22 protein-coding genes are annotated in these 19494 nt (G+C 68.4%); 11 read left to right on the top strand and 11 right to left on the bottom strand.

Annotated features, from left to right (window positions below; genetic code table 11):
- The first annotated feature begins 1 nt into the window (after position 1).
- The gene (locus tag LRK53_RS14020; protein ID WP_027494005.1) at positions 2–391 is read left to right on the top strand and encodes a putative signal transducing protein; all 390 of its coding nucleotides are present in this window, start codon (positions 2–4) and stop codon (positions 389–391) included.
- 45 nt (positions 392–436) lie between these two features.
- Positions 437–1144, top strand: a complete 708-nt coding sequence (locus LRK53_RS14025; protein WP_027494006.1) for an arginyltransferase — start codon at positions 437–439, stop codon at positions 1142–1144.
- Positions 1145–1233: 89 nt separating this feature from the next.
- Here the strand turns inward: LRK53_RS14025 and LRK53_RS14030 are convergent, their stop codons facing one another.
- On the bottom strand, positions 1234–2751 hold the full coding sequence (locus tag LRK53_RS14030; RefSeq protein WP_027494007.1) for an FMN-binding glutamate synthase family protein: 1518 nt from the start codon (positions 2749–2751) through the stop codon (positions 1234–1236).
- Positions 2752–3082: 331 nt separating this feature from the next.
- Positions 3083–4264, bottom strand: coding sequence for a formate-dependent phosphoribosylglycinamide formyltransferase (gene purT, locus LRK53_RS14035; RefSeq protein ID WP_027494008.1), 1182 nt, complete (start codon positions 4262–4264; stop codon positions 3083–3085).
- A gap of 147 nt (positions 4265–4411) precedes the next feature.
- Here purT and LRK53_RS14040 point away from each other — a divergent pair, with 147 nt between their 5' ends.
- Genes LRK53_RS14040 through LRK53_RS14050 form a run of 3 tightly spaced genes read left to right on the top strand, consistent with a single transcriptional unit; the run spans position 4412 to position 6277 of the window.
- Positions 4412–5275 carry an SPFH domain-containing protein gene (locus LRK53_RS14040; protein WP_027494009.1) on the top strand — a complete coding sequence of 288 codons (864 nt, stop codon included), beginning with the start codon at positions 4412–4414 and terminating at the stop codon, positions 5273–5275.
- An 8-nt stretch (positions 5276–5283) separates the two neighbouring features.
- Positions 5284–5478, top strand: a complete 195-nt coding sequence (locus LRK53_RS14045) for a type II toxin-antitoxin system antitoxin (RefSeq protein ID WP_027494010.1) — start codon at positions 5284–5286, stop codon at positions 5476–5478.
- 25 nt (positions 5479–5503) lie between these two features.
- Positions 5504–6277 carry a CPBP family glutamic-type intramembrane protease gene (locus LRK53_RS14050; protein WP_235642333.1) on the top strand — a complete coding sequence of 258 codons (774 nt, stop codon included), beginning with the start codon at positions 5504–5506 and terminating at the stop codon, positions 6275–6277.
- Between the two features lie 9 nt (positions 6278–6286).
- Here LRK53_RS14050 and LRK53_RS14055 read toward each other — a convergent pair whose 3' ends face one another.
- Together LRK53_RS14055 and LRK53_RS14060 are read right to left on the bottom strand one after the other, a co-directional pair.
- Entirely contained in the window at positions 6287–6697 is a 411-nt protein-coding gene (locus tag LRK53_RS14055; protein ID WP_027494012.1) for a hypothetical protein, read from the bottom strand.
- Between the two features lie 50 nt (positions 6698–6747).
- A complete protein-coding gene (locus LRK53_RS14060) occupies positions 6748–7125 on the bottom strand; it encodes a DUF423 domain-containing protein (RefSeq protein WP_037090528.1) in 378 nt (125 codons plus the stop codon).
- Positions 7126–7204: 79 nt separating this feature from the next.
- On the opposite strand from LRK53_RS14060, the gene LRK53_RS14065 reads away from it, so the two are divergent.
- Both LRK53_RS14065 and LRK53_RS14070 read left to right on the top strand, forming a co-directional pair.
- On the top strand, positions 7205–7822 hold the full coding sequence (locus tag LRK53_RS14065) for an SCO family protein (protein ID WP_027494014.1): 618 nt from the start codon (positions 7205–7207) through the stop codon (positions 7820–7822).
- Complete coding sequence (locus LRK53_RS14070; RefSeq protein ID WP_027494015.1) at positions 7819–8349, top strand: copper chaperone PCu(A)C; 531 nt, start codon at positions 7819–7821, stop codon at positions 8347–8349. Before LRK53_RS14065 ends, LRK53_RS14070 begins: the two co-directional genes overlap by 4 nt.
- 15 nt (positions 8350–8364) lie before the next feature.
- Here the strand turns inward: LRK53_RS14070 and LRK53_RS14075 are convergent, their stop codons facing one another.
- The 7 genes from LRK53_RS14075 to LRK53_RS14105 all read right to left on the bottom strand — a co-directional run bounded on the left by LRK53_RS14075 (position 8365) and on the right by LRK53_RS14105 (position 16675).
- Positions 8365–9246: a cytochrome c oxidase assembly protein gene (locus tag LRK53_RS14075; protein ID WP_027494016.1), complete on the bottom strand. Its 882-nt coding sequence runs from the start codon at positions 9244–9246 to the stop codon at positions 8365–8367.
- A gap of 111 nt (positions 9247–9357) precedes the next feature.
- The gene (locus LRK53_RS14080; RefSeq protein ID WP_027494017.1) at positions 9358–11274 is read right to left on the bottom strand and encodes a GldG family protein; all 1917 of its coding nucleotides are present in this window, start codon (positions 11272–11274) and stop codon (positions 9358–9360) included.
- Positions 11275–11278: 4 nt separating this feature from the next.
- Positions 11279–12013 carry an ABC transporter permease subunit gene (locus LRK53_RS14085; protein ID WP_027494018.1) on the bottom strand — a complete coding sequence of 245 codons (735 nt, stop codon included), beginning with the start codon at positions 12011–12013 and terminating at the stop codon, positions 11279–11281.
- Complete coding sequence (locus LRK53_RS14090) at positions 12010–12951, bottom strand: ABC transporter ATP-binding protein (protein WP_027494019.1); 942 nt, start codon at positions 12949–12951, stop codon at positions 12010–12012. Before LRK53_RS14090 ends, LRK53_RS14085 begins: the two co-directional genes overlap by 4 nt.
- A gap of 161 nt (positions 12952–13112) precedes the next feature.
- Positions 13113–14480 carry an SRPBCC family protein gene (locus tag LRK53_RS14095; RefSeq protein WP_235642334.1) on the bottom strand — a complete coding sequence of 456 codons (1368 nt, stop codon included), beginning with the start codon at positions 14478–14480 and terminating at the stop codon, positions 13113–13115.
- Between the two features lie 225 nt (positions 14481–14705).
- Positions 14706–15347, bottom strand: a complete 642-nt coding sequence (locus LRK53_RS14100) for a response regulator (RefSeq protein ID WP_007507744.1) — start codon at positions 15345–15347, stop codon at positions 14706–14708.
- Between the two features lie 104 nt (positions 15348–15451).
- On the bottom strand, positions 15452–16675 hold the full coding sequence (locus tag LRK53_RS14105; RefSeq protein ID WP_027494021.1) for a sensor histidine kinase: 1224 nt from the start codon (positions 16673–16675) through the stop codon (positions 15452–15454).
- A gap of 192 nt (positions 16676–16867) precedes the next feature.
- On the opposite strand from LRK53_RS14105, the gene LRK53_RS14110 reads away from it, so the two are divergent.
- Genes LRK53_RS14110 through minE form a run of 4 tightly spaced genes read left to right on the top strand, consistent with a single transcriptional unit; the run spans position 16868 to position 19413 of the window.
- Complete coding sequence (locus tag LRK53_RS14110; protein ID WP_027494022.1) at positions 16868–17491, top strand: GNAT family N-acetyltransferase; 624 nt, start codon at positions 16868–16870, stop codon at positions 17489–17491.
- Complete coding sequence (gene minC / locus LRK53_RS14115; RefSeq protein ID WP_027494023.1) at positions 17488–18258, top strand: septum site-determining protein MinC; 771 nt, start codon at positions 17488–17490, stop codon at positions 18256–18258. Before LRK53_RS14110 ends, minC begins: the two co-directional genes overlap by 4 nt.
- 37 nt (positions 18259–18295) lie before the next feature.
- Positions 18296–19111: a septum site-determining protein MinD gene (minD, locus tag LRK53_RS14120; RefSeq protein WP_235642335.1), complete on the top strand. Its 816-nt coding sequence runs from the start codon at positions 18296–18298 to the stop codon at positions 19109–19111.
- Positions 19112–19116: 5 nt separating this feature from the next.
- Positions 19117–19413: a cell division topological specificity factor MinE gene (gene minE / locus LRK53_RS14125; RefSeq protein ID WP_027494025.1), complete on the top strand. Its 297-nt coding sequence runs from the start codon at positions 19117–19119 to the stop codon at positions 19411–19413.
- Positions 19414–19494: the final 81 nt, after the last annotated feature.

Raw genomic sequence — 19494 nt, forward strand, 5'->3', positions numbered from 1 at the left:
CATGCGTCAGATCTACACCTCGCCCCGCCCGGAAAGCGTCGACGCCGTGGTCGCCCTGATGGCCGAGCACGGCATCGCCGCGACGGTGGAAAACCGCTCCAACTACAACCGGCCGAGCTACCAGCGTTTCAGCTACTCGGCGCGCAACGATGATCGCGGCCGCTGGGCGCAGGTGTGGATCACCCACGCCGACGACTACCCCAGGGCGCGCGCGCTGCTGCGCCAGATCGGCATCGAGCCGGTGGTGCGCCACGGCGAGGAACTGGCCGCGGCGCGCAACCCCAGCCCGCTGGACCGGCGCAACCGCACGGTAACGCGGGTGCGCCGCATCGTGCTGCTGGTGGTGCTGGCGGTGCTGGCCGTGGCGATGCTGCGCTTCCTGCGCATGTAACACCCCCGGGATGCGCCGTCGCGGCGCGCGGCATAGAATCGGGGAATGCGCCGTTCCGACCAAGTCCGCCTGTTCCAGACGCTGCCCCACGCGTGCGGCTACTACGCCGACCGCACGGCGCAGAACCTGGTGCTGGACCCGGCCGCACCGAACCTGGACAAGCTGTACGGCCCGGCGCTCGAACGCGGCTTCCGCCGCGCCGGCGGCCACTTGTACTTCCCGCACTGCGCGCAATGCCACGCCTGCACGCCGTGCCGCATCGACGTGGCGAATTTCCAGCCGGACCGCGCCCAGCGCCGCTGCCTGAAGCGCAACGCCGACCTCGTGCTCAGCGAGTCGATCCCCGGCTACAACCGCGAGCGCCACGCGCTGTACGAGCGCTACCTGCAGAGCCGCCACGCCGGCGGCGGCATGGACGATGCGGAAGCCAGCGACTTCCGCCGCTTCCTCACCGCACCGTGGAGCCCCACCCTGTTCATGGAGCTGCGCCTGGGCGAGCGCCTGCTCGCGGTGGCGGTTACCGACGTCTGCCCGAACGGCGCGTCGGCCGTCTATACCTTCTACGACCCCGACGAGACCGCGCGCAGCCTCGGCACCTGCGCCATCCTGCAGCAGGTGGCGTTGTGCCGCCGTCGCGGCCTGCCCTGGCTGTACCTGGGCTTCTGGATCGACGGCCACCCGAAGATGGACTACAAGCGGCGCTTCAAGCCGCTGCAGATCCGCACCGCCGAAGGCTGGCAGGCGATGCCGTAAGCGCACCCTGTGCGCGATGCTCCGATGTCGACCAGAGCGAAGAGCATCGCGCACAGAGCCTGCCCCGGACTCGATCCGGGGGTGCGCTCCTACAGGCGTTGGGCCTGGGCGTCTGCCTGCGGATACGGAAACAGCTGCTCCAGCGGGATCGACAGGCCGTCGTCGCCGACCACGCGGCAATGGCTGCGCCTGAGCTGGCGCGGTTCGCTGACGCCGCAGCTGTGCGCGATGATGCCGACCTCGTGCATCAGGTTCTTCGCGTAGTGGTACACCCGCTCGCTCTTGTCGCTGACCACCAGGCCGCGCTGCAGCTTCGGGTTCTGCGTGGTGATGCCGGTGGGACAGGTGTTGCGGTTGCACTGCAGCGACTGGATGCAGCCCAGCGCCAGCATGAAGCCGCGCGCCGAGTTGACGAAGTCCGCACCGAGCGACAGCGCCCACGCCACGTCGTAGGCGGTGATGCACTTGCCCGAGCAGACCACCTTGATGCGCTGGCGCAGGCCCTTGACGATCAGCATGTCGAGCAGTGCCGGCAGCGCCTCGTGCAGCGGCAGGCCGACGCCTTCCATCAAGGTTTGCGGCGCCGCGCCGGTGCCGCCCTCGGAGCCGTCGACGATGATGAAGTCGGGCGCGCTCACGATACCGCGCTTCCTCACCTCGTCGCACAGCTCGCCGATCCACTCCACGCCACCCAGCACCGCCTTGAAGCCGACCGGCTTGCCGGTGAGCTCGCGGATATGGCCGATGCTGTCCATCAGTTGCGTGACATTGCCGATGTCGAGGTGCCGGTTCGGGCTCTGCGAATCCTCGCCGACCGGAATACCGCGGATCGCCGCGATCTCGGCGGTGACCTTGGCGCCGGGCAGCAGGCCGCCCATGCCGGGCTTGGCGCCCTGGCCCAGCTTGATGCTGACCATCTTCACCTGCGGGTGGGCGCAGATTGCCAGCAGCTTGTCATCGTCGAGCTTGCCGTCCGGCGTACGCACGCCGTACTTGGCCGTGCCGATCTCGAAGATGATGTCGCAGCCGCCTTCGAGGTGGTACGGCGCCAGGCCACCCTCGCCGGTATCCATCCAGATGCCCGCCTTGGCCGCACCGCGCGACAACGCACGCACCGCTGGTGCCGACAATGCGCCGAAACTCATCGCCGAGATGTTGAAGAACGCCGCGTGGCTGTATGGCTCGCGCACATACGGGCCGATCGTCACCGGCACCGGCTCGACGTGGTCCACGCCCAGGTCGGGGAACGGCGCATTGACGAAGAACGGCACGCCCTCGGCGCGCAGGTCGCGACTGGAACCGAACGCGTTGGTGTTGTCCACGTTCTTCGCCGCGCGGTAGACCCAGGTGCGCTGCGCGCGGTTGAACGGCAGCTCCTCGCGGTCGCTGGAATACAGGTACTGGCGGAAGAACTCGCCCAGGTGCAGGAACCAGTAGCGGAAGTGGCCGACCACCGGAAAGTTGCGCAGCACCGCGTTGCCGGTCTGGTTGCGGTCGACCACCCAGGTCACCGCCAACACCACCACCGCCAGGGCCAGCAGCAGGGCAAAAGCCGTGACCAGTTCGACCAGCACCACCAGCCAGTGCGCAAAGCCGCTTGATTCCATCCTGCCTCTCCTTACCGTCAGAGCTTGTGAAGAAAACCACATCCTGTGGTTTTCTTCAGTCGCCATCGGGCAACCGCTCCTGCGTTGCCTCAACTTGGGCATCGGGCAACTGCTCCTGCGTTGCCTCAACTCGGGCATCGGGCAACTGCTCCTGCGTTGCCTCAACTCGGGCATCCATGCCCTCGCCATGCCCTCGCCATGCCATCGCCATGCCATCGCCCTGGCCGACCTGAGAGGTTGAAAAAATTACAACCTCTCAGTCGAATACCGGTGGCGACGACGCGGCCGCCATCGCCAAGCCTATCGCATGGACTCGTTCAGGCGGATGCGCTCACAGCTCGATGCGCAGATGGCCCGCCGCACGCACCGCCTTGCCCACTGCCGCCTCCAGCGTGGCCCCGCGCGCCAGCGTCACCGCCATGCGCCGGCGCCCCTTCACCGCGGGCTTGCCGAAGATGCGCAGCTGCGTATCCGGCTCGGCCAGCGCCGCGGCCACGCCGTGGTAGCGCGGCCCGGCGCCGGCGCCTTCGACCAGCACCGCGCACGACGCCGCCGGCCCGTACTGGTGGATCACCGGAATCGGCAGGCCGAGGATCGCCCGCGCGTGCAGCGCGAACTCGGAGAACTCCTGCGAGATCAGCGTGACCAGGCCGGTGTCGTGCGGCCGCGGGCTGACCTCGGAGAAGATCACCGCGTCGCCCTTGACGAAGAACTCCACGCCGAACACGCCCCAGCCGCCCAGCGCACCGGTGACCGCGGCAGCCTGCCGCTGCGCCTCGGCCAGCGCGGCGTCGCTCATCGGCTGCGGCTGCCATGACTCGCGGTAGTCGCCTTCTTCCTGGCGATGGCCGATCGGCGCGCAGAAGCTGACGCCGTCGACATGCCGCACGGTGAGCATGGTGATCTCGTAGTCGAAGTCGACGAAACCCTCGACGATCACCCGGCCCTTGCCCGCGCGCCCGCCGGATTGCGCGTAATCCCACGCGCGCTGCAGCGCGTCGGCACTGCGCACCACGCTCTGGCCCTTGCCCGACGAACTCATCACCGGCTTGATCACGAACGGGTAGCCGATCGCGGCCACCGCGTCGCGGTATTGCGCCTCGTCGTCGCAGAAGCGGTAGGGCGAGGTGGGCAGCCTGAGTTCCTCGGCGGCCAGCCGGCGGATGCCCTCGCGGTCCATGGTCAGCCACGCCGCGCGCGCGGTCGGGATCACCCGCTGGCCTTCCTTCTCCAGTTCGATCAGGGTCGGCGTGTGGATCGCCTCGATCTCCGGCACCACCACGTCGGGCTTTTCCCGCTCGATCACCGCGCGCAGTGCCTGGCCGTCCAGCATGTCGATCACGTGGCTGCGATGGGCCACCTGCATCGCCGGCGCGTTCGCGTAGCGATCCACCGCGATCACCTCCACCGCGTAGCGCTGCAGCTCGATCGCCACCTCCTTGCCCAGCTCGCCGGCGCCCAGCAGCAGCACGCGCAGCGCGTGGTCGGAATGGGGCGTGCCGAAAGGTTTCATCGGGTTCTCCGCTGCGGACGAGCCGGCATTGTATGCGCTACGCCGCCCGGCGCCGCGCGCCTTGGCCGATGCCGGAGGAAGCATGCCACATTACTTTAATGTGATATCAATTTGATATCTAATCAGCAAACCTCAGGGAGATCGCACATGAACGAACGCCATGGTTTTTCCGTCGCCGGCATTCCCTTCGTCAGCCTGTGCCTGGTGCTCGCCGCGATCGGCGTCGCGCTGGTGCTGTCCACGGCGCAGGGGCAGTCGCCAACGCCGGCGATTGCCGGCGCGATCGTGCTGGCCATCGACGGCTTCATGCTGAAGGGCTTTTTCCAGGTCGCGCCGAACGAGGGTCAGGTGCTGCAGCTGTTCGGCGAATACGCCGGCACCGTGCGCAGGGAAGACCTGCGCTGGACCAACCCGTTCTGCAGCCGCCAGCGCATCTCGCTGCGCGTGCGCAATTTCGAGAGCGGCAAGCTAAAGGTCAACGACAACGACGGCAATCCGATCGAGATCGCCGCAGTGGTGGTGTGGCAGGTGATCGACACTGCCGAGGCGGTGTTCTGCGTCGACGATTACGAGAATTTCGTGCACATCCAGAGCGAATCGGCGCTGCGGCAGATGGCGCAGAGCTACCCGTACGACGCCCACGACGACGGCAAGCCGTCGCTGCGCAGCCACGGCGAGGTGATCAACTCGCACCTGCGCGACGAGATCCAGACCCGCCTCGGCAAGGCCGGCGTGCAGGTGGTCGAGGCGCGCATCAGCCACCTCGCCTACGCCCAGGAAATTGCCCAGGCGATGCTGCAGCGGCAGCAGGCCGGCGCGATCATCGCCGCCCGCACGAAGATCGTCGAGGGCGCGGTGAGCATGGTCGAGATGGCACTGGACCAGCTCAACCGACGCGGCGTGGTGAGCTTGGACGAGGAGCGCAAGGCGGCCATGGTCAGCAACCTGCTGGTGGTGCTGTGCGGCGAGCGCGGCACCCAGCCGGTGCTGAACACCGGCACCTTGTACTGATCGTCGCGATGGCCGGCGAGAAAAAAGCCTATCCGCTGCGCATCAGCGCTGCCGTACTGGAGGCCATGCAGCGCTGGTCCGACGACGAGTTGCGCAGCCTCAACGCGCAGATCGAGTACGTGCTGCGCGAGGCGCTGCGCAAGGCCGGCCGGCTGAAGGCCGGTCCGGCGAGGCCGGCGGCCGACGACCACGACGCCGATTGAGCAACCCACGAAGGAGGACGAGCGCATGCCTGCCCATCCGCCGGTCAGCGGCCCGCACCTGAAGCTCGCCGCGCTGCTCGGTCTCGCCGGCGCGCTGGCCACGCTGGCGCTGATGCCCTACGCGATGGTGCTGATGCCGCAGCAGTTCGCCGCAGCGCCGTTGCCCTTGCCCGTCATCGTGCTGCAAGCGGTGGTGGAGACTGGCGTGCTGTGCTGGCTGCTGGGCTGGCTCGGCTTGCGTCTGGGCGCGCCGTATGGCCTCGATGCGCCCTGGCTGCGCGCCTGGGTGTACCGGCGGCCGCGCGATCCGGCGTGGCACTCGCGCTGGTGGCTGGCCGGCCTGCTCGGCGTGGCCGCAGCGCTGCTGGTGGCGGGACTGTCGCTGCTCGGCCCGCAGGCGAGCGCCGGACACGCCCACGTTGCCATCCCGGCGTGGCGGGGCGCGCTGGCCTCGTTCTACGGCGGCACGGTGGAAGAAATATTGATGCGGCTGCTGCCGATCAGCGCGCTGATCTGGCTGCTGGCGCGCGGCAACCGGCGCGTGGCGCGCCCGTGGATGTTCGTGCTGGCGATCGTGCTGGCCGCGCTGTTGTTCGGCATCGGCCACCTGCCCGCCGCGCATGCCGCCGGCCAGCTCGGCACGCCGCTGCTGATCGCGCGCATCGTCCTGCTCAATGCCATGGTCGGCGTCGCCTGCGGCGGACTGTTCTGGAAGTACGGGCTGGAGCACGCGATGCTGGCGCACTTCTGCGCCGATCTGGTGCTGCACGTGGCACTGCCGCTGACCGGTACCGCCTGACCCACCGCCTCAGCGGCCGCTGGCGGCCACCGCCTGCAACTGCGGCAGCTTCAGCCGCACCGTCGGATGCTGCTTGCCCGTTACCCACAGCCATGGTCCCTGCCGCGCGATCGACTGCACCTCCGGCAGGCCGTCGTCAGCGCCCAGCCGCTGCAGCGGACGACCGCTGGCGGCGTCGTAGACCACCAGTTCGCGGGTCGCCGGGTCGACCACCAGCAGCCAGTCGTGGGCTGCGTCCTGCCAGTGCACCAGCGACGACGTCGACGGTGTTCCCGCCGCGCGACCGGCAACCGGCCAGCACCACCACAACGGCGCTGCCGCCAACGCCAGCAGCAGCGCGGCGCCGGCCATGCCGCGGGAGAAGCGGCCTGGCGACCACGCCACGGCGGGCCATTGGCGAAGGACGATCTGCGGGTTCATGCCCCGCACCATCGCAAGCGGCGATGACCGGCGGATGACAGCCGCAAGAACTATTCGTCGCGCGTGCGCAACGCCCAGCCGAGCGCGAGCCAGCCGAGGATGAAGGCCACGCCGCCAAACGGCGTGATGATTCCGACCCAGCGCGGCACGCCCAGCGCCAGCGCGTACAGGCTGCCGCTGAACAACACGATACCGACGGCAAATGCCGTGGCCGCAAGACGTCTGCTGCGGCCGCGCCCGAGTGCCACCGCCACGGTCAGCGCCAACGCATGCCATGCGTGATAGTCCACCGCCGTGCGCCACAGCTCATTGCTACGGACATCAAGCACGCCGCGCAGCGCATGCGCGCCGAACGCGCCCAGCAGCACCGCGCTGGCTCCGGCCAAGCCGACCAGCAGGGCAACGCGGGAAGTGACAGGTGCTCGCATCGTGCGTATCCGGCCCGGACGAACCCGGCCATGCGGCCGGTGTCGTATGCTTGAATAGGTGAACACCCAGGATTCTCGCATGAAGCCCCGCCACTGGCTGCGCCCCGCCCTGCTGCTCCTGCTGCTCGCCACCGGCGTGCTGCTGGGCGCTTGCCATCGCGGCGAACCGTTGCCGCTGCGGCTGACCAATATCAGCGGGCACATGCCCGACCTCGATTTCAAGCTCACCGACGACAACGGCAAGGCCGTCACCGGTGCCGACTACCGCGGCAAGGTGGTGCTGCTGTACTTCGGCTATACCCACTGCCCCGACGTCTGCCCGCTGACCCTGGCGCAACTGCACGTGGTGATGCAGCGGCTGGGACCGCTGGCCGACGGTGCGCGCATCCTGTTCGTCAGCGTCGACCCGGCGCGCGACACGCCGGCGATCATGCACGGCTACGTCAACGCGTTCGACAAGCGGTCGGTGGGCCTGGTCGGTGATGCGCGCAGCGTCGAGGCGCTGAGCAAGCGCTACCGCTCGGCCTTCACCCGCGAACCCAGTTCGCCCGACGGCAGCTACGAAGTCAGCCACAGCTCGGCGATCTACGTGTTCGACCGCGACGGCCGCGCCCGTCTGCTGGCCACCCCGTCCGCCTCGCAAGACGACCTGGTGCACGACCTGCACCTGCTGCTCGACACCGGAGCCACGTCATGAAGTCATCCCGCCTGAAGTCAGCCGCCCTGCCACTGCTGCTGGCCGGCCTGCTGCTGGCCGGCGGCGCCTACGCCGCCGATGCCGACCACGTCCGCGCCAGCCACGCCTGGATCCGCGTGCTGCCGAGCGCACTGCCGGCCGGCGCCTACGTCACGCTGGAGAACGACGGCGACCAGCCAGTCGCGCTGCGCGGCGCCGGCAGCACGGTTTATGCCGAGGTGATGCTGCACCAGAGTTCGCGCGGAGGCGGCATGAGCCGCATGAGCATGGTCGACGCGCTGAACGTACCCGCACACGGCAAGGTGGAGTTGGCGCCGGGTGGCTACCACCTGATGCTGATGCGGCCGCATGCACTAGTGAAACCCGGCGACACGGTGACGCTGACGCTGCAGTTCGCCGACGGCAGCACGCTGGCCACCGACTTCATCGCACGGCCGGCCAATGCCATGGACGCGGGCGACGAGCACGCCATGCCGGCGATGAATCACAGCACGATGGACCACGGCGCCATGCCGCACGGCCACTGAGCCGCAGCGAAGTTCTCAGTCCGGCGCGCTCGCATCCACCGCGGCCGCATGGCGCGCGGCAGGCCGCGGCAGCGGCTTGCGCGGCAAGCGGCCATGGCGCGACAGCCGCAACCACATGCGCAAGGCCATCAGGCCGCCGATGGACTCCACCAGCGCCGACGGCACCCAGATGATCACGCCGCCGATCAGCTGCCCGGTCAGCACGTTGAAGATGAACGCGCGGCCGCAGATCTCGAAGATCGGGTACAGGTCGGTCTTGGAAAACGTGACGATCGCGCCGGCGACGATCTGCGGCGTCATGGTGATCGCGGGCGACAGCACGCGCAGCCCGGCGGTCATCCGCCCCGGCGGATGCGGCCGGTGATCGAGCACCAGCGACCAGTAGGCGAAGCCGCTGACCAGCATGCTCCAGTTCATGAAGCGGTAGATGCGCCAGTCCAGCATCGCCAGCGTCTGCATCGACGGGATCAGCCAGATCAGGATGAAGACGATGAACAGCAGCGTCGCCACGGTGGGATTCAGCAACACCCCGCCGACCAGCCGCCACGGCCATGAACGCTGCAGCGGCCGCAGCAGGCGCACCCGCCACGCCAGCGGCAGGCCGGCGCGCAGCACCGTGGCCGGATAGGCGGTGACGATCAGCAACGGCGCAATGTGATGCAACAGCAGCTGCTGGATGCGGTGCATGAAGAACTCATGCTCGGCGTAGTAATCCAGATAGGTGTGCAGCGACAGGTAGATGATCGCCATGCCGCACCAGAACGCGAGCTTGCGGCCGAAACCCACCGACCGCCGGCGGCTGCCGCGCAGGTACAGCACGGCGGCCGTCACGAAGCACGCGAGCAGCACCCACGAGAACTCCCATGGCACGATCCATTTCAGCAAGGTAGCGGTCACTGCAACGGCACTTCGGTCTGCACCGGTAACGGCCGGCGACCGCCCAGCATAATGCCGCGCGCCGGAGGAGTCAGCCTCGGGCTCGCGCCGGGTTGCCGCGCAAGAGCCGACTCAACGCCGCCGCCGGCCGTGGCGGGTTCGTCGCCAGCCATACAGCAGGCCCAGCAGCACCACCAACGCCGGCACCAGCACGATGTTGATGAACTTCAGGCGCAGGCCCAGTGCGTCGATCTCGGCATTGAGCTGGTGCTGCACGTCGCGCAGTTCCTTGTTGATCGCCAGCTGGCGCTGGCGGAACTGTTCGATCTCGCGGCGCTGCTCGGTGGTGGCGGTGCTGGCATGACTGCCCTTGGCCGGCTGCAGTTCATCCAGCCGGCGGCGGGTGTCGGCCAGCTCCCGTTCCAGTTCGTGTTCCTTCTGCAGGAACTTCTGGTCGGCCACGTTGCGCAGCGCCTGTACCCGCGTGAACGGCCGTTGCGAGGTGGAGCGCCCGCGGATCGACAGCAACGCCGAGGAGCCGCTGAGGTTGTCCACCAGGTTGGTGACGAAATCCCCGTTGTTGGCGAACACCCGCATCATGGTCTGGCCGAGGATGGTCTGCGGCTCCACCCACAGCCGGTCGCTGAGCAGGTCGGTGTCGGCGACCAGGATCACCTCGGCATCCGGCGCCGACCTGGCGCGGTGGCCCGCCACGCCGGCACGCTCGGGGAACGCGCTGTCGAAGGTGCCACGCAGGCGCGCCGCCAGCACGTAGTGCGCGTTGTCGGGCTTGTAATCCTGCAGCAGCGAGGTGGGGTCGCTGCTCGCGTCCAGCACCCGCTGGGTCGGCACCACCTCGGCCTCGGCGCTGCTCTGCAGCAGCGGCAGCAGCCGCGCGTGCGCATTCGCAGCGAGGTCGAAGTAGCCGGCGGTGGACACGTTGATCCGCTGCAGGCTGGCGGTGACCACGTCGTTGCGGTTCAGCTCCTGCGTGCCCAGGTCGAGCATCGCCGGATGGTTGAGGCTGCTGCCGGCCAGTTCGATCTGCAGCGCGCGGGCGCGGTCCAGCACCACCTTGTGCGGGTCGTAGCTCACACCCCAGGCCTTGAACAACCGCGGCAGGTCCGAGCCGTGGTCGGGAAAGGTGGTGCTGTCCGGCGCATACGGCGAGGCGTCGAGCTCCGCATCAGGGTCGACGAACACCGCCAGGTGGCCGCCACGCAGCACGTACTGGTCGATCGCGTACTGCGCATCGGGCGGCAGCCGCTTGGGGTGGATCAGCAGCAGCACCTTGATGTGCTCGTCGATGCTGCGCAACGTCGATGCATCCAGCGATTGCACGTCGAACAGCTGGCCCAACTGCTGCAACACCGCCCACGGCGGCGCGCCGAGCACCGGGTTGCCCTGCACCGGCAGCGAACTGATCACCCCAATCGGCGGCTTGCTGGTCTGGTTCAACTCGTACAGCAGCCTGGCGATGTCGTATTCCAGGAAGGCCTCGCGGGCCGGATCGAAGAACGCGATCGCCAGTGCCTTCTCCGGCATGCGATCGTCCATGGCCTCGTTCTCCAGGCCGCCGGACATGGCGCTGCCGGCCAGGCCGAAGAACACCCGCTCGCCGTTGCTGCCGCCGTTCGCTGCGGTCAGGCCGTTGTCCTCGGCGCTGGCCTCGTCGTCGGAATACGGCACCGGGTCGATGATCTGCAGCCGGATGCGCCCATGCGAACGCGCCACCATCTCCTGCAGCATCTCGCGTACGCGCTGCTCGTAGCTGCGTAGCTGCGGCAGGTCGCGGGTGGCGTGTTCGGAGAAGTACAGGGTCAGCCGCAACGGCCGCTGCAGCGTGTCGACGATGTGCAGCGTGCCCGGCGTCAGCGTGTACAGCTTGTCGGTGGTGAGGTCGACCCGCGAGGCATGCAACCAGCGGCTGCTGGCCACGATCAGCGGCACGAACAGCAGCAGCAGCAGCGCCAGCGCACCGTACAGCGCACCGCGCCGGGTCAGGTGCAGCGGGGTGGCAAGCAGTCGATGCAGGCGCGAGCGGGGCATGGCGTCAGCGCGTCCGCTTCAGGTCGAGCAGCAACACGCCGGCGGCCAGCCAGCCGAGCGTGCTGAGCAGGAAATAGATCAGGTCGCGCGCGTCCAGCACGCCGCGTGCGATCGCCTCGAAGTGCCGCAGCATGGACAGGTGCGCCACCGCGTTGATCAGTTTGCGCGGCAGCGTGCCGGAGAAGAAATCCAGCACCTGCGGCTGGCCAACCAGAATCAGCAGCACGCATACCAGCGCAGTCAGGATGAACGCCACCACCTGGCTGCGGGTCAGCGCGGACAGGCAGGCGCCGATCGCCACGAAGCTGCCGGCCATCAGCCAGCTGCCCAGGTAGCCGGCCAGGATCACGCCGTTGTCCGGCGAGCCGAGGTAGTTGACGGTGATCCAGATCGGAAAGGTCAGCAGCAAGGCCAGCCCGATGAACAGCCATGCGGCGAGGAACTTGCCCAGCATCGCCTGCCACAGCGTCAGCGGCAGGGTCAGCAGCAGTTCCAGCGTGCCGCCCTTGGCTTCCTCCGCCCACATGCGCATGGTGATCGCCGGCACCAGGATCAGGTACAGCCACGGATGCATGGTGAAGAACGGCTGCAGGTCGGCCTGGCCGCGCTCGTAGAAGTCGCCCGCATAGAAGGTGAGGATGCCGGCCAGCACCAGGAAGATCACCAGGAACACGTACGCCACCGGCGTCACGAAGTAGCTGCGCAGCTCGCGCCGCAATACCGCATTGACCGGACTCATGCGCGCCCCTCCGCGACGTCGCCGCCGGTGGTGATCTGGCGGAACACCTCGTCCAGCCGGCCGCGCTCGAGCTGGATCTCCGACACCTCCAGGCCCTGCTCGCGCAGCAGCGTCTCCACCGGCTCCAGCACCCGCGCACCCGGCTTCGGGAACACCGTGATGCGGCCGTCCAGCGGATCCACCTCGATCGCCGCCACCTGCGGCAGGCGGCCCAGCATTTCCTGCGACATGCCGCTGCCCGGCGCACTGAACGACACCGCGCCGTGATAGCGCGAGCGCGCCTCCAGTTCGGCCGGGGTGGCGTCGGCGAGCAGCTTGCCGCGGGCAATGATCACCACCCGGTTGCACAGCGCGTGCACCTCCTCCAGCAGGTGGGTGGAGATCAGGATGGTGCGGTCGCGCGCCATCACGTCGATCAGCTGGCGCACCGCGTGCTTCTGGTTCGGGTCGAGGCCATCGGTGGGTTCGTCCAGCATCAGCACCGGCGGGTCGTGCAGGATCGCCTGGGCCAGCCCGACGCGCCGGCGCAGGCCCTTCGACAGCGTGTCGATGCACAAGCCCAGCACTTCCTCCAGCTGCAACTGCTGCACCACCGCGTCGAAGCGGCGGTAAGCGGCCTCGCCGCTCAGCCCGCGCATGCGCGCGATGAACTGCAGGAATTCGCGCACGGTCATCTCGCCGTAGCTCGGCGCGCCTTCGGGCAAATAGCCCAGGGCGCGCTTGGCCTGCAGCGGCTCGCGGCCGACATCGTGCCCGCACACCCGCGCGGTGCCCGAGCTGGGCACCAGGAACCCGGCGATCATGCGCATCGCGGTGGACTTGCCCGCGCCGTTGGGTCCGAGCAGCCCCAGCACCTGCCCCGGCTCGACACGGATGCTCAGCGCATCCACTGCGGTCAGGTTGCCATAGCGTCGGGTGAGCTGGTCGGTTTCGATCATGTCCGATGGTGGGCTGGGCGGGTGCGCGCATGGCGCGGGCGAACCCGCCTGCCGTCGCCGCGGATCGCCCCGCAATGTACCGCAAGACGCCGGCTCGCGGCCCGAATAGAAAAAGGCCCTTCCGAACGGAAGGGCCTTTCATGCGCCGCAGCGATGCCGGCTTACTTGCCCGCGCTGGCCGCCGCGGCCGGCTTGGCGGCGCTGGCGGCCGGTGCCGGGGCGGAGCCCGCTGCGGCCGGGGCGCCCTCGTCGAGCGTCGGCGGCTGCAGGCCGGCTTCCTGCTCCGGCGTGTGCTCCGGCGCGTTGCTGATCGGCAGGAACACGTTGTACTTGGCGTAGGCGGTGATGTTGCCGCCGGCATCCTTCACTTCCGGCGTGGCGATCACGTCGTACGGGCGGTTGACCACCTCGTCGTACTTGTAGCCGTGGGTCTGCGCGTAGGCCTTGAGCATGTCGCGGGTCTGCGGCACGCCGGCGAAGGTGCCGGTCCACACGCCCTTCAACGCCGCGCCGCCGAAGGCCAGCGTGGCGCGCACGTTGCCGTCCACCACCAGGCGGCCGTAGCGGTCGCGGCTGCCGGCGGCGGCGTTGGCGTCCGCGGCGACAGCGGCGCTGCTGGCCTCGGCCGGCGCGCCGGCGGCATCCAGCGCGGGCGGCGTCGCCGCGGTCAGCTGCTCGCTCTGGCCGTTGATGGTCAGCGTGCTGGAGTCGATCGGGAACGCCACGTCGAAGCTGTAGGTCTGGTCGCCGTAGTTGGTGGTGATCAGGATGCGCGAGCCGGTGACGTTCACGCCGAGCTTCTTGGCGGCCGCCTGGATTTCAGTATTGGCCTTGGCGATGGCGTCTTCCACCGCCTCCATGCCGTCCTTGCGCTGGATCGAGGTGGACACCAGCAGCACCGGAGTGGGCTGGGTCTGTTCGATGTACGGGATCAGCTGGCTGTAGTCGATGTTCGGCACGCCGGCCAGCACGTTCTGCAGGTTGTTCAGGCTGAACTGGATGAACGAGTCCGGATCGCCGTGGATGTACAGGTTGGCGAAGCGGTTGACCAGGTTCCAGCCGTAGGCGACGTCATACGACCAGGTGACCTGGGTCAGCTGGCCGCGGCTGCCCTGGCGCTCCAGGTCCAGCGTGAAATGCTTGTCCAGGCCGCGCCAGCTGTTGTCCAGGTTCCAGACGATGCTGGCGGACTTGGTGTTGCTGTCGATCTTGTTGAAATCCGGGGTGGCGCTGGCAATGGTCAGGCCGCCTTTGCCGACCTTCGGGTCGGTACTGGCCCAGCTGATCTCGGCGCCCGGGCCGTAGGTCTTGCCAGAGAAGCTGAACTCGATGCGCGGGTCGTACGAGCGCAGCACCGAGTAGTCGGGCAGCCGCCGGTAGTTGTTGAGCACGTCGTAGACCTGCCGCATGTCCTTGCCGACGACCAGCTGGCGTTCCACGTGGCCACTGCCGGGCATGACCACAGCCGCCAGGACGCCGATGACCGCCACAATGACCAGGGCAGCAAGAAATTCAAAGACACGCATCATTCCAGAGTTCTCCGAAGCGTCTTTACGCCATACCTAGATTAGGGTTGCCCCAGCCGTCCACGCGGGCCCGCCCGAGGGTTCACCCGTAGGCCACGGCAGGGGGTCGGCAAACGCCGAAGCAACGGATGTTACTTGCTCGCGGGCCGGAACGCTATCGCCCGTCGCATGCCATCCGGAAGGCCAAAAGCGGGCCACGGCGTGGCCGCCGCAGCGGCCCCGATCGCCTCAGACGATGCCCATTTCCAGCGCCTTCAGCACGGCACGGGTGCGGTCGCGCACGCCGAGCTTGGACAGGATGTTGGACACGTGGTTCTTCACCGTGCCCTCGGCCACCTTCAGCGAGTTGGCGATCTCCTTGTTGCTGTAGCCGCCGGACAGCAGGCGCAGGATCTCGGTCTCGCGCTCGGTCAGCGGGTCGGGCTGCTCCAGGCTGGTGAAGCTGTTCTGCATCCGCGCCACCCCGGCCATCAGCCGCTGGGTAACCATCGGCGCCACCAGCGAGCCGCCGCCGGCCACGGTGCGCACCGCCTCGACCAGCTGTTCCAGCGAGACGTCCTTCAGCAGATAGCCGCGCGCGCCGGCCTTGAGCCCCTGCAGCACCAGCTGGTCGTCGTCGAAGGTGGTCAGGATGATCGTCGGCGGCAGCTCGTTGCGGGCGGACAGCGCCTGCAGCACCTCCAGCCCGCTCATGTTCGGCATGCGCAGGTCCAGTAGCACCACGTCCGGCTTGACCCGCGGAATGTCCTGCACGGCCTGGGCGCCGTCGGCGCACTCGGCCACCACGCGGATGTCCTCGGCGAGGTCGAGCAGCGAGCGAACCCCCTGGCGCACCAGATTCTGGTCGTCGACGAGACAAACGGAAATCATCGCGGATCCTCGGGCAGACATGACTCAAGAAAGTGATGTTGACAGCCACCGGGCCGGACCGCTGCCGACACCGGCGCATTTTTGCGCGCCGCGCGGCTGCCAGATTACGACACATTCAGCGCCGGCGGCTCAAGCCGGGTCGGCGCGTGCGCCAGTGCGATGTGCTCACCCAGCGGCAGCCGCACGGTCAATGCAAAGCCCTGGCTGAGGCCGGTGTCCAGCACCACGCTGCCGCCAAATTCGGCCAGCCGCTCGCGCATGCCGGACAGGCCGTTGCCCGGCTCGACGTTCTCCGCGCCGCGGCCGTCGTCGCGCGCGTGCAGGCCGAGCAGGTTTTCCCCCGCGTAGGCGAAGTTCAGCCACAGGTTGCGCGCGCCGGCGTGCTTGGCGGTGTTGGTGATGATTTCCTGCGCGCAGCGCAGCAGCACCTGCGCGCGGCGCGGGTCCTCCACGCTGAAGCGCGGCGGCATGATCACGTGCACATTCAGGCCGGGCACGCCTTCGGTGAGGCTGCGCAGCGCCTGGGTCAGGTCGATCGCATCGTCCTGGCGCAGCTCGCTGACCACCTCGCGCACGTCGGCCAGCAGCAGCTTGGCCGTACCCTGTGCCTTGCGCACGTGCGCGCACGCCGCCTCGTTGCTGAGGTGGCTGGCCACTTCGAGGTTCAGGCTCAGCGCGGTCAGGTGGTGGCCGATCAGGTCGTGCAGGTCGCGCGCGATGCGCATGCGCTCGGCGATCCGGCTGGACTCGGCCAGCAGCGCGCGGGTGGCGCGCAACTCGGAGTTCAGCCGACGCTGCACCTCGCGCTGCTCGGCCTGCTGGCTGGCCACGGTCGAGGTGATGAACACCAGCACCGAGATGCCCAGGTAGATGCTGGCCTGGATGAAGCCCACCGCGATACTGTGGTCGTATTCGGGGAAGGTGGCGAACACCGCCACCAGGCTCAGGTGCTGCAGCACCAGCCAGGAAGCGGCGAGCCAGAACGGCAGCAGCCACGGCAGCACCAGCGAGGCCACCACCATCAGCATCGCCGACAGGCCGCTGTGGCTGTACCAGCCCACCGCGACGGCCGCCGCGGTCATCAGGGTCAGCCCCAGCAATTTCAGCCCCGGATAGCGGCGCGAACCGAGGTTGCTGGTCAGCAGCCAGTACATCAGGCCGAAGATCAGGTAGCACAGCGTCCACAGCAGCAACGAGAAGTTCGGGCGATGCAGCTGGTCGAGCCTTTCGGTGGCCCAGCTGGTGACCAGCGGCGTGCCCGCCGACAGGTAGGTGAAGAAGCCCGCATAGCGGAGCAGGCGGATGTGGTTGATGAATGGCCAGCGCATCCGCGCATCATTGGTCGTGACGGGGCTTCGCGCAATGCGCGGGAAGTCATGCCGCGGGCGACGATGCCGGCTTTACGAAGCTTTTACATGTGCCCTTGCGAGATGTAAGGCTCACGGCCGCATGTCATAATGGGCCATTGCGCGAGGCTGTGGCCCGACCTCGCACCCGAATCCACCATTGCGGAGCAACGAATGGCCCTTGCCATCCGCGACGTGCGCGAGCACGACCTGGATGCCGTACTGGCGCTCAACAATGCCGCCGGTCGCTCCATCCTCGCCCTCGATGCGGCCCAGCTGCGCTATTTCTACGAGCACGCCGAGTATTTCCGCGTGGCCGAGATCGACGGCCACCTGGCCGGGTTCCTGATCGCCTTGCGCGAAGGCGGCGACTACGCCAGCCCGAACTACCGCTGGTTCGCCGAGCACTATCCGCAGTTCGTCTACATCGACCGCATCGTGATCGCCAACGCCTACCGCCGCCACGGCCTGGGCCGCATCTTCTATTGCGATGTGCACAGCTACGCCGAGGTGCGCGTGCCGCTGCTCACCTGCGAGGTGTTCCTGGAGCCGCGCGACGACGTGGTGGTGCTGTTCCATGGCACCTACGGCTTCCAGGAAGTCGGCCAGCAGCGCATGGGCAAGCACGGCCCGCAGGTCAGCCTGCTCGCCCGCGACCTGCCCAGCTACGCCTACGTGCGCGACACCTGGCTCGAACATGGCGGCCTGCCCGACGTGCCGTGGCTGGCCGAGCGCGAACGTCCTGCCCTGCACGACGCCACCACCCCGCGCCGCCTCGCCGGGGAGCGGCGCCCGTGAATGCAAAAGCAGAAGTCACCGATGCCTGCGACCTGCGCTTCGGCCAGGTCGGTATTGCCTGCGTGCGCGTGCGCCGGGTCGACGCCGCCGCGCTGTGCGACGAACTGGAGCGCCGCGTGCGCGCCGCCCCGCAGATGTTCGCCCGCGCTGCCGTGGTACTGGACCTGAGCCACCTGTCCGGCCTGCCCGACGATGGCGCCGTCGACGCGCTGCTGGAGGCGGTGCGCAGCGCCGGCATGCTGCCGGTGGGCCTGGCCTACGGCACCAGCGAGACCGAGGCGCTGGCCAAACGCATGGGCCTGCCGCTGATCGCCAAGTTCCGCGCCGCCTACGAGCCGGCCGCGGGCAGCGCGTCACCCGCCGAACCGGCGCCGCGCGCCGAACCGGCCCCGGCGGTGCAGCGCGAGCCGATCCTGTCCGCGCCGCCGTCCGGCAGCATGCACGGTGCCCAGCACCATGCCGGTTCGGTACGTTCGGGCCAGCAGGTCTATGCGCGCGAGCGCGACCTGATCGTCACCGGCGCCGTCGCCAACGGCGCCGAGGTGATCGCCGACGGCAACATCCACATCTACGGCAGCCTGCGCGGTCGCGCCATGGCCGGCGCACAGGGCGACGGCAAGGCGCGCATCTTCGTCTCCGACTTTCGCGCCGAACTGGTGGCGATTGCCGGGCAGTATCGCGTGTTCGAACAGATTCCCGGCGACCTCGAGGGCCAGTCCGTGCAATGCTGGCTCGAAGGCGACAAGCTGCTGATTGCCAGACTGTAGCCACCCACAACAAGAACAACTACGCGGAGATGGGCCCTTGACTGCTGAGATTATCGTTGTCACCTCCGGCAAAGGCGGCGTCGGCAAGACGACGACCAGCGCCTCGCTCGCCACCGGCCTGGCCATGGCCGGCAAGAAAACCGCGGTGATCGACTTCGACGTCGGCCTGCGCAACCTCGACCTGATCATGGGCTGCGAGCGGCGCGTGGTGTACGACTTCGTCAACGTCGTGCACGGCGAGGCCGCGCTGAAGCAGTCGCTGATCAAGGACAAGCGCTACGACAACCTGTACGTGCTGGCCGCCAGCCAGACCCGCGACAAGGACGCGCTGACCATGGAGGGCGTCGAGAAGGTGCTCGACGGCCTGTCCGAAGAGGGCTTCGAGTACGTCGTGTGCGACTCCCCCGCCGGCATCGAGAAAGGCGCCCACCTGGCGATGTACTTCGCCGACCACGCGGTGGTGGTGGTCAACCCGGAAGTGTCCTCGGTGCGCGACTCCGACCGCATCCTTGGCCTGCTCGCCAGCAAGACCCGGCGCGCCGAGAAGGGCGAGAGCCCGGTCACCCAGCACCTGCTGCTGACCCGCTACAACCCCGCGCGCGTGGCCATCGGCGAGATGCTCAGCGTGAAGGACGTCGAGGAGATCCTCGGCATCGAGGTGGTCGGCGTGATCCCCGAATCGGAGAACGTGCTGACCGCCTCCAACAACGGCATCCCGGTGATCGTCGACGCGGCCTCGCAGGCTGGCCAGGCCTACAGCGACACGGTCGCCCGCATCCTCGGCGAAGAGCGCCCGCTGCGCTTCATCGACGTACCGAAGAAAGGCTTTCTCCAGCGCGTATTCGGAGGTTGATCACGATGGGCATTCTCGATTTCCTCAAGCGCAAGCCCGAAGCCACCGCCAGCGTGGCGCGCGAACGCCTGCGCATCATCGTGGCGCAGGAGCGCTCCACCCGCGGTGCGCCTGACTACCTGCCGATGATGCGCAACGAGCTGCTCGAAGTGATCAAGAAGTATGTCCACGTCGACCTCGAGGCGATCAACATCAATTTCGAGCGCGACAGCGGCCACGAGATCCTCGAACTCTCGGTCACCCTGCCGGAAGGCAAGCAGGCCGCCAGCAGCGAAACCAAGGGCGAAGCCAAAACCGGCTGAGCCAGCGCCATTCCGTCCTTGGCGACGCCGCGTCGCCCGGTCCTCTCTTGCCCCGAAGCCACCTGCGCCCGTCGCGCACGC

The organism is Rhodanobacter thiooxydans (assembly GCF_021545845.1).
In the GTDB taxonomy this organism is placed as follows: domain Bacteria; phylum Pseudomonadota; class Gammaproteobacteria; order Xanthomonadales; family Rhodanobacteraceae; genus Rhodanobacter.

Bases quoted from the DNA above. Each gene is read 5' to 3' on its own strand.
- LRK53_RS14020 (WP_027494005.1), top strand. From the start codon at position 2: ATGCGTCAGATCTACACCTCGCCCCGCCCGGAAAGCGTCGACGCCGTG.
- LRK53_RS14025 (WP_027494006.1), top strand. From the start codon at position 437: ATGCGCCGTTCCGACCAAGTCCGCCTGTTCCAGACGCTGCCCCACGCG.
- LRK53_RS14030 (WP_027494007.1), bottom strand. From the start codon at position 2,751: ATGGAATCAAGCGGCTTTGCGCACTGGCTGGTGGTGCTGGTCGAACTG.
- purT (WP_027494008.1), bottom strand. From the start codon at position 4,264: ATGAAACCTTTCGGCACGCCCCATTCCGACCACGCGCTGCGCGTGCTG.
- LRK53_RS14040 (WP_027494009.1), top strand. From the start codon at position 4,412: ATGAACGAACGCCATGGTTTTTCCGTCGCCGGCATTCCCTTCGTCAGC.
- LRK53_RS14045 (WP_027494010.1), top strand. From the start codon at position 5,284: ATGGCCGGCGAGAAAAAAGCCTATCCGCTGCGCATCAGCGCTGCCGTA.
- LRK53_RS14050 (WP_235642333.1), top strand. From the start codon at position 5,504: ATGCCTGCCCATCCGCCGGTCAGCGGCCCGCACCTGAAGCTCGCCGCG.
- LRK53_RS14055 (WP_027494012.1), bottom strand. From the start codon at position 6,697: ATGAACCCGCAGATCGTCCTTCGCCAATGGCCCGCCGTGGCGTGGTCG.
- LRK53_RS14060 (WP_037090528.1), bottom strand. From the start codon at position 7,125: ATGCGAGCACCTGTCACTTCCCGCGTTGCCCTGCTGGTCGGCTTGGCC.
- LRK53_RS14065 (WP_027494014.1), top strand. From the start codon at position 7,205: ATGAAGCCCCGCCACTGGCTGCGCCCCGCCCTGCTGCTCCTGCTGCTC.
- LRK53_RS14070 (WP_027494015.1), top strand. From the start codon at position 7,819: ATGAAGTCATCCCGCCTGAAGTCAGCCGCCCTGCCACTGCTGCTGGCC.
- LRK53_RS14080 (WP_027494017.1), bottom strand. From the start codon at position 11,274: ATGCCCCGCTCGCGCCTGCATCGACTGCTTGCCACCCCGCTGCACCTG.
- LRK53_RS14085 (WP_027494018.1), bottom strand. From the start codon at position 12,013: ATGAGTCCGGTCAATGCGGTATTGCGGCGCGAGCTGCGCAGCTACTTC.
- LRK53_RS14090 (WP_027494019.1), bottom strand. From the start codon at position 12,951: ATGATCGAAACCGACCAGCTCACCCGACGCTATGGCAACCTGACCGCA.
- LRK53_RS14095 (WP_235642334.1), bottom strand. From the start codon at position 14,480: ATGATGCGTGTCTTTGAATTTCTTGCTGCCCTGGTCATTGTGGCGGTC.
- LRK53_RS14100 (WP_007507744.1), bottom strand. From the start codon at position 15,347: ATGATTTCCGTTTGTCTCGTCGACGACCAGAATCTGGTGCGCCAGGGG.
- LRK53_RS14105 (WP_027494021.1), bottom strand. From the start codon at position 16,675: ATGCGCTGGCCATTCATCAACCACATCCGCCTGCTCCGCTATGCGGGC.
- LRK53_RS14110 (WP_027494022.1), top strand. From the start codon at position 16,868: ATGGCCCTTGCCATCCGCGACGTGCGCGAGCACGACCTGGATGCCGTA.
- minE (WP_027494025.1), top strand. From the start codon at position 19,117: ATGGGCATTCTCGATTTCCTCAAGCGCAAGCCCGAAGCCACCGCCAGC.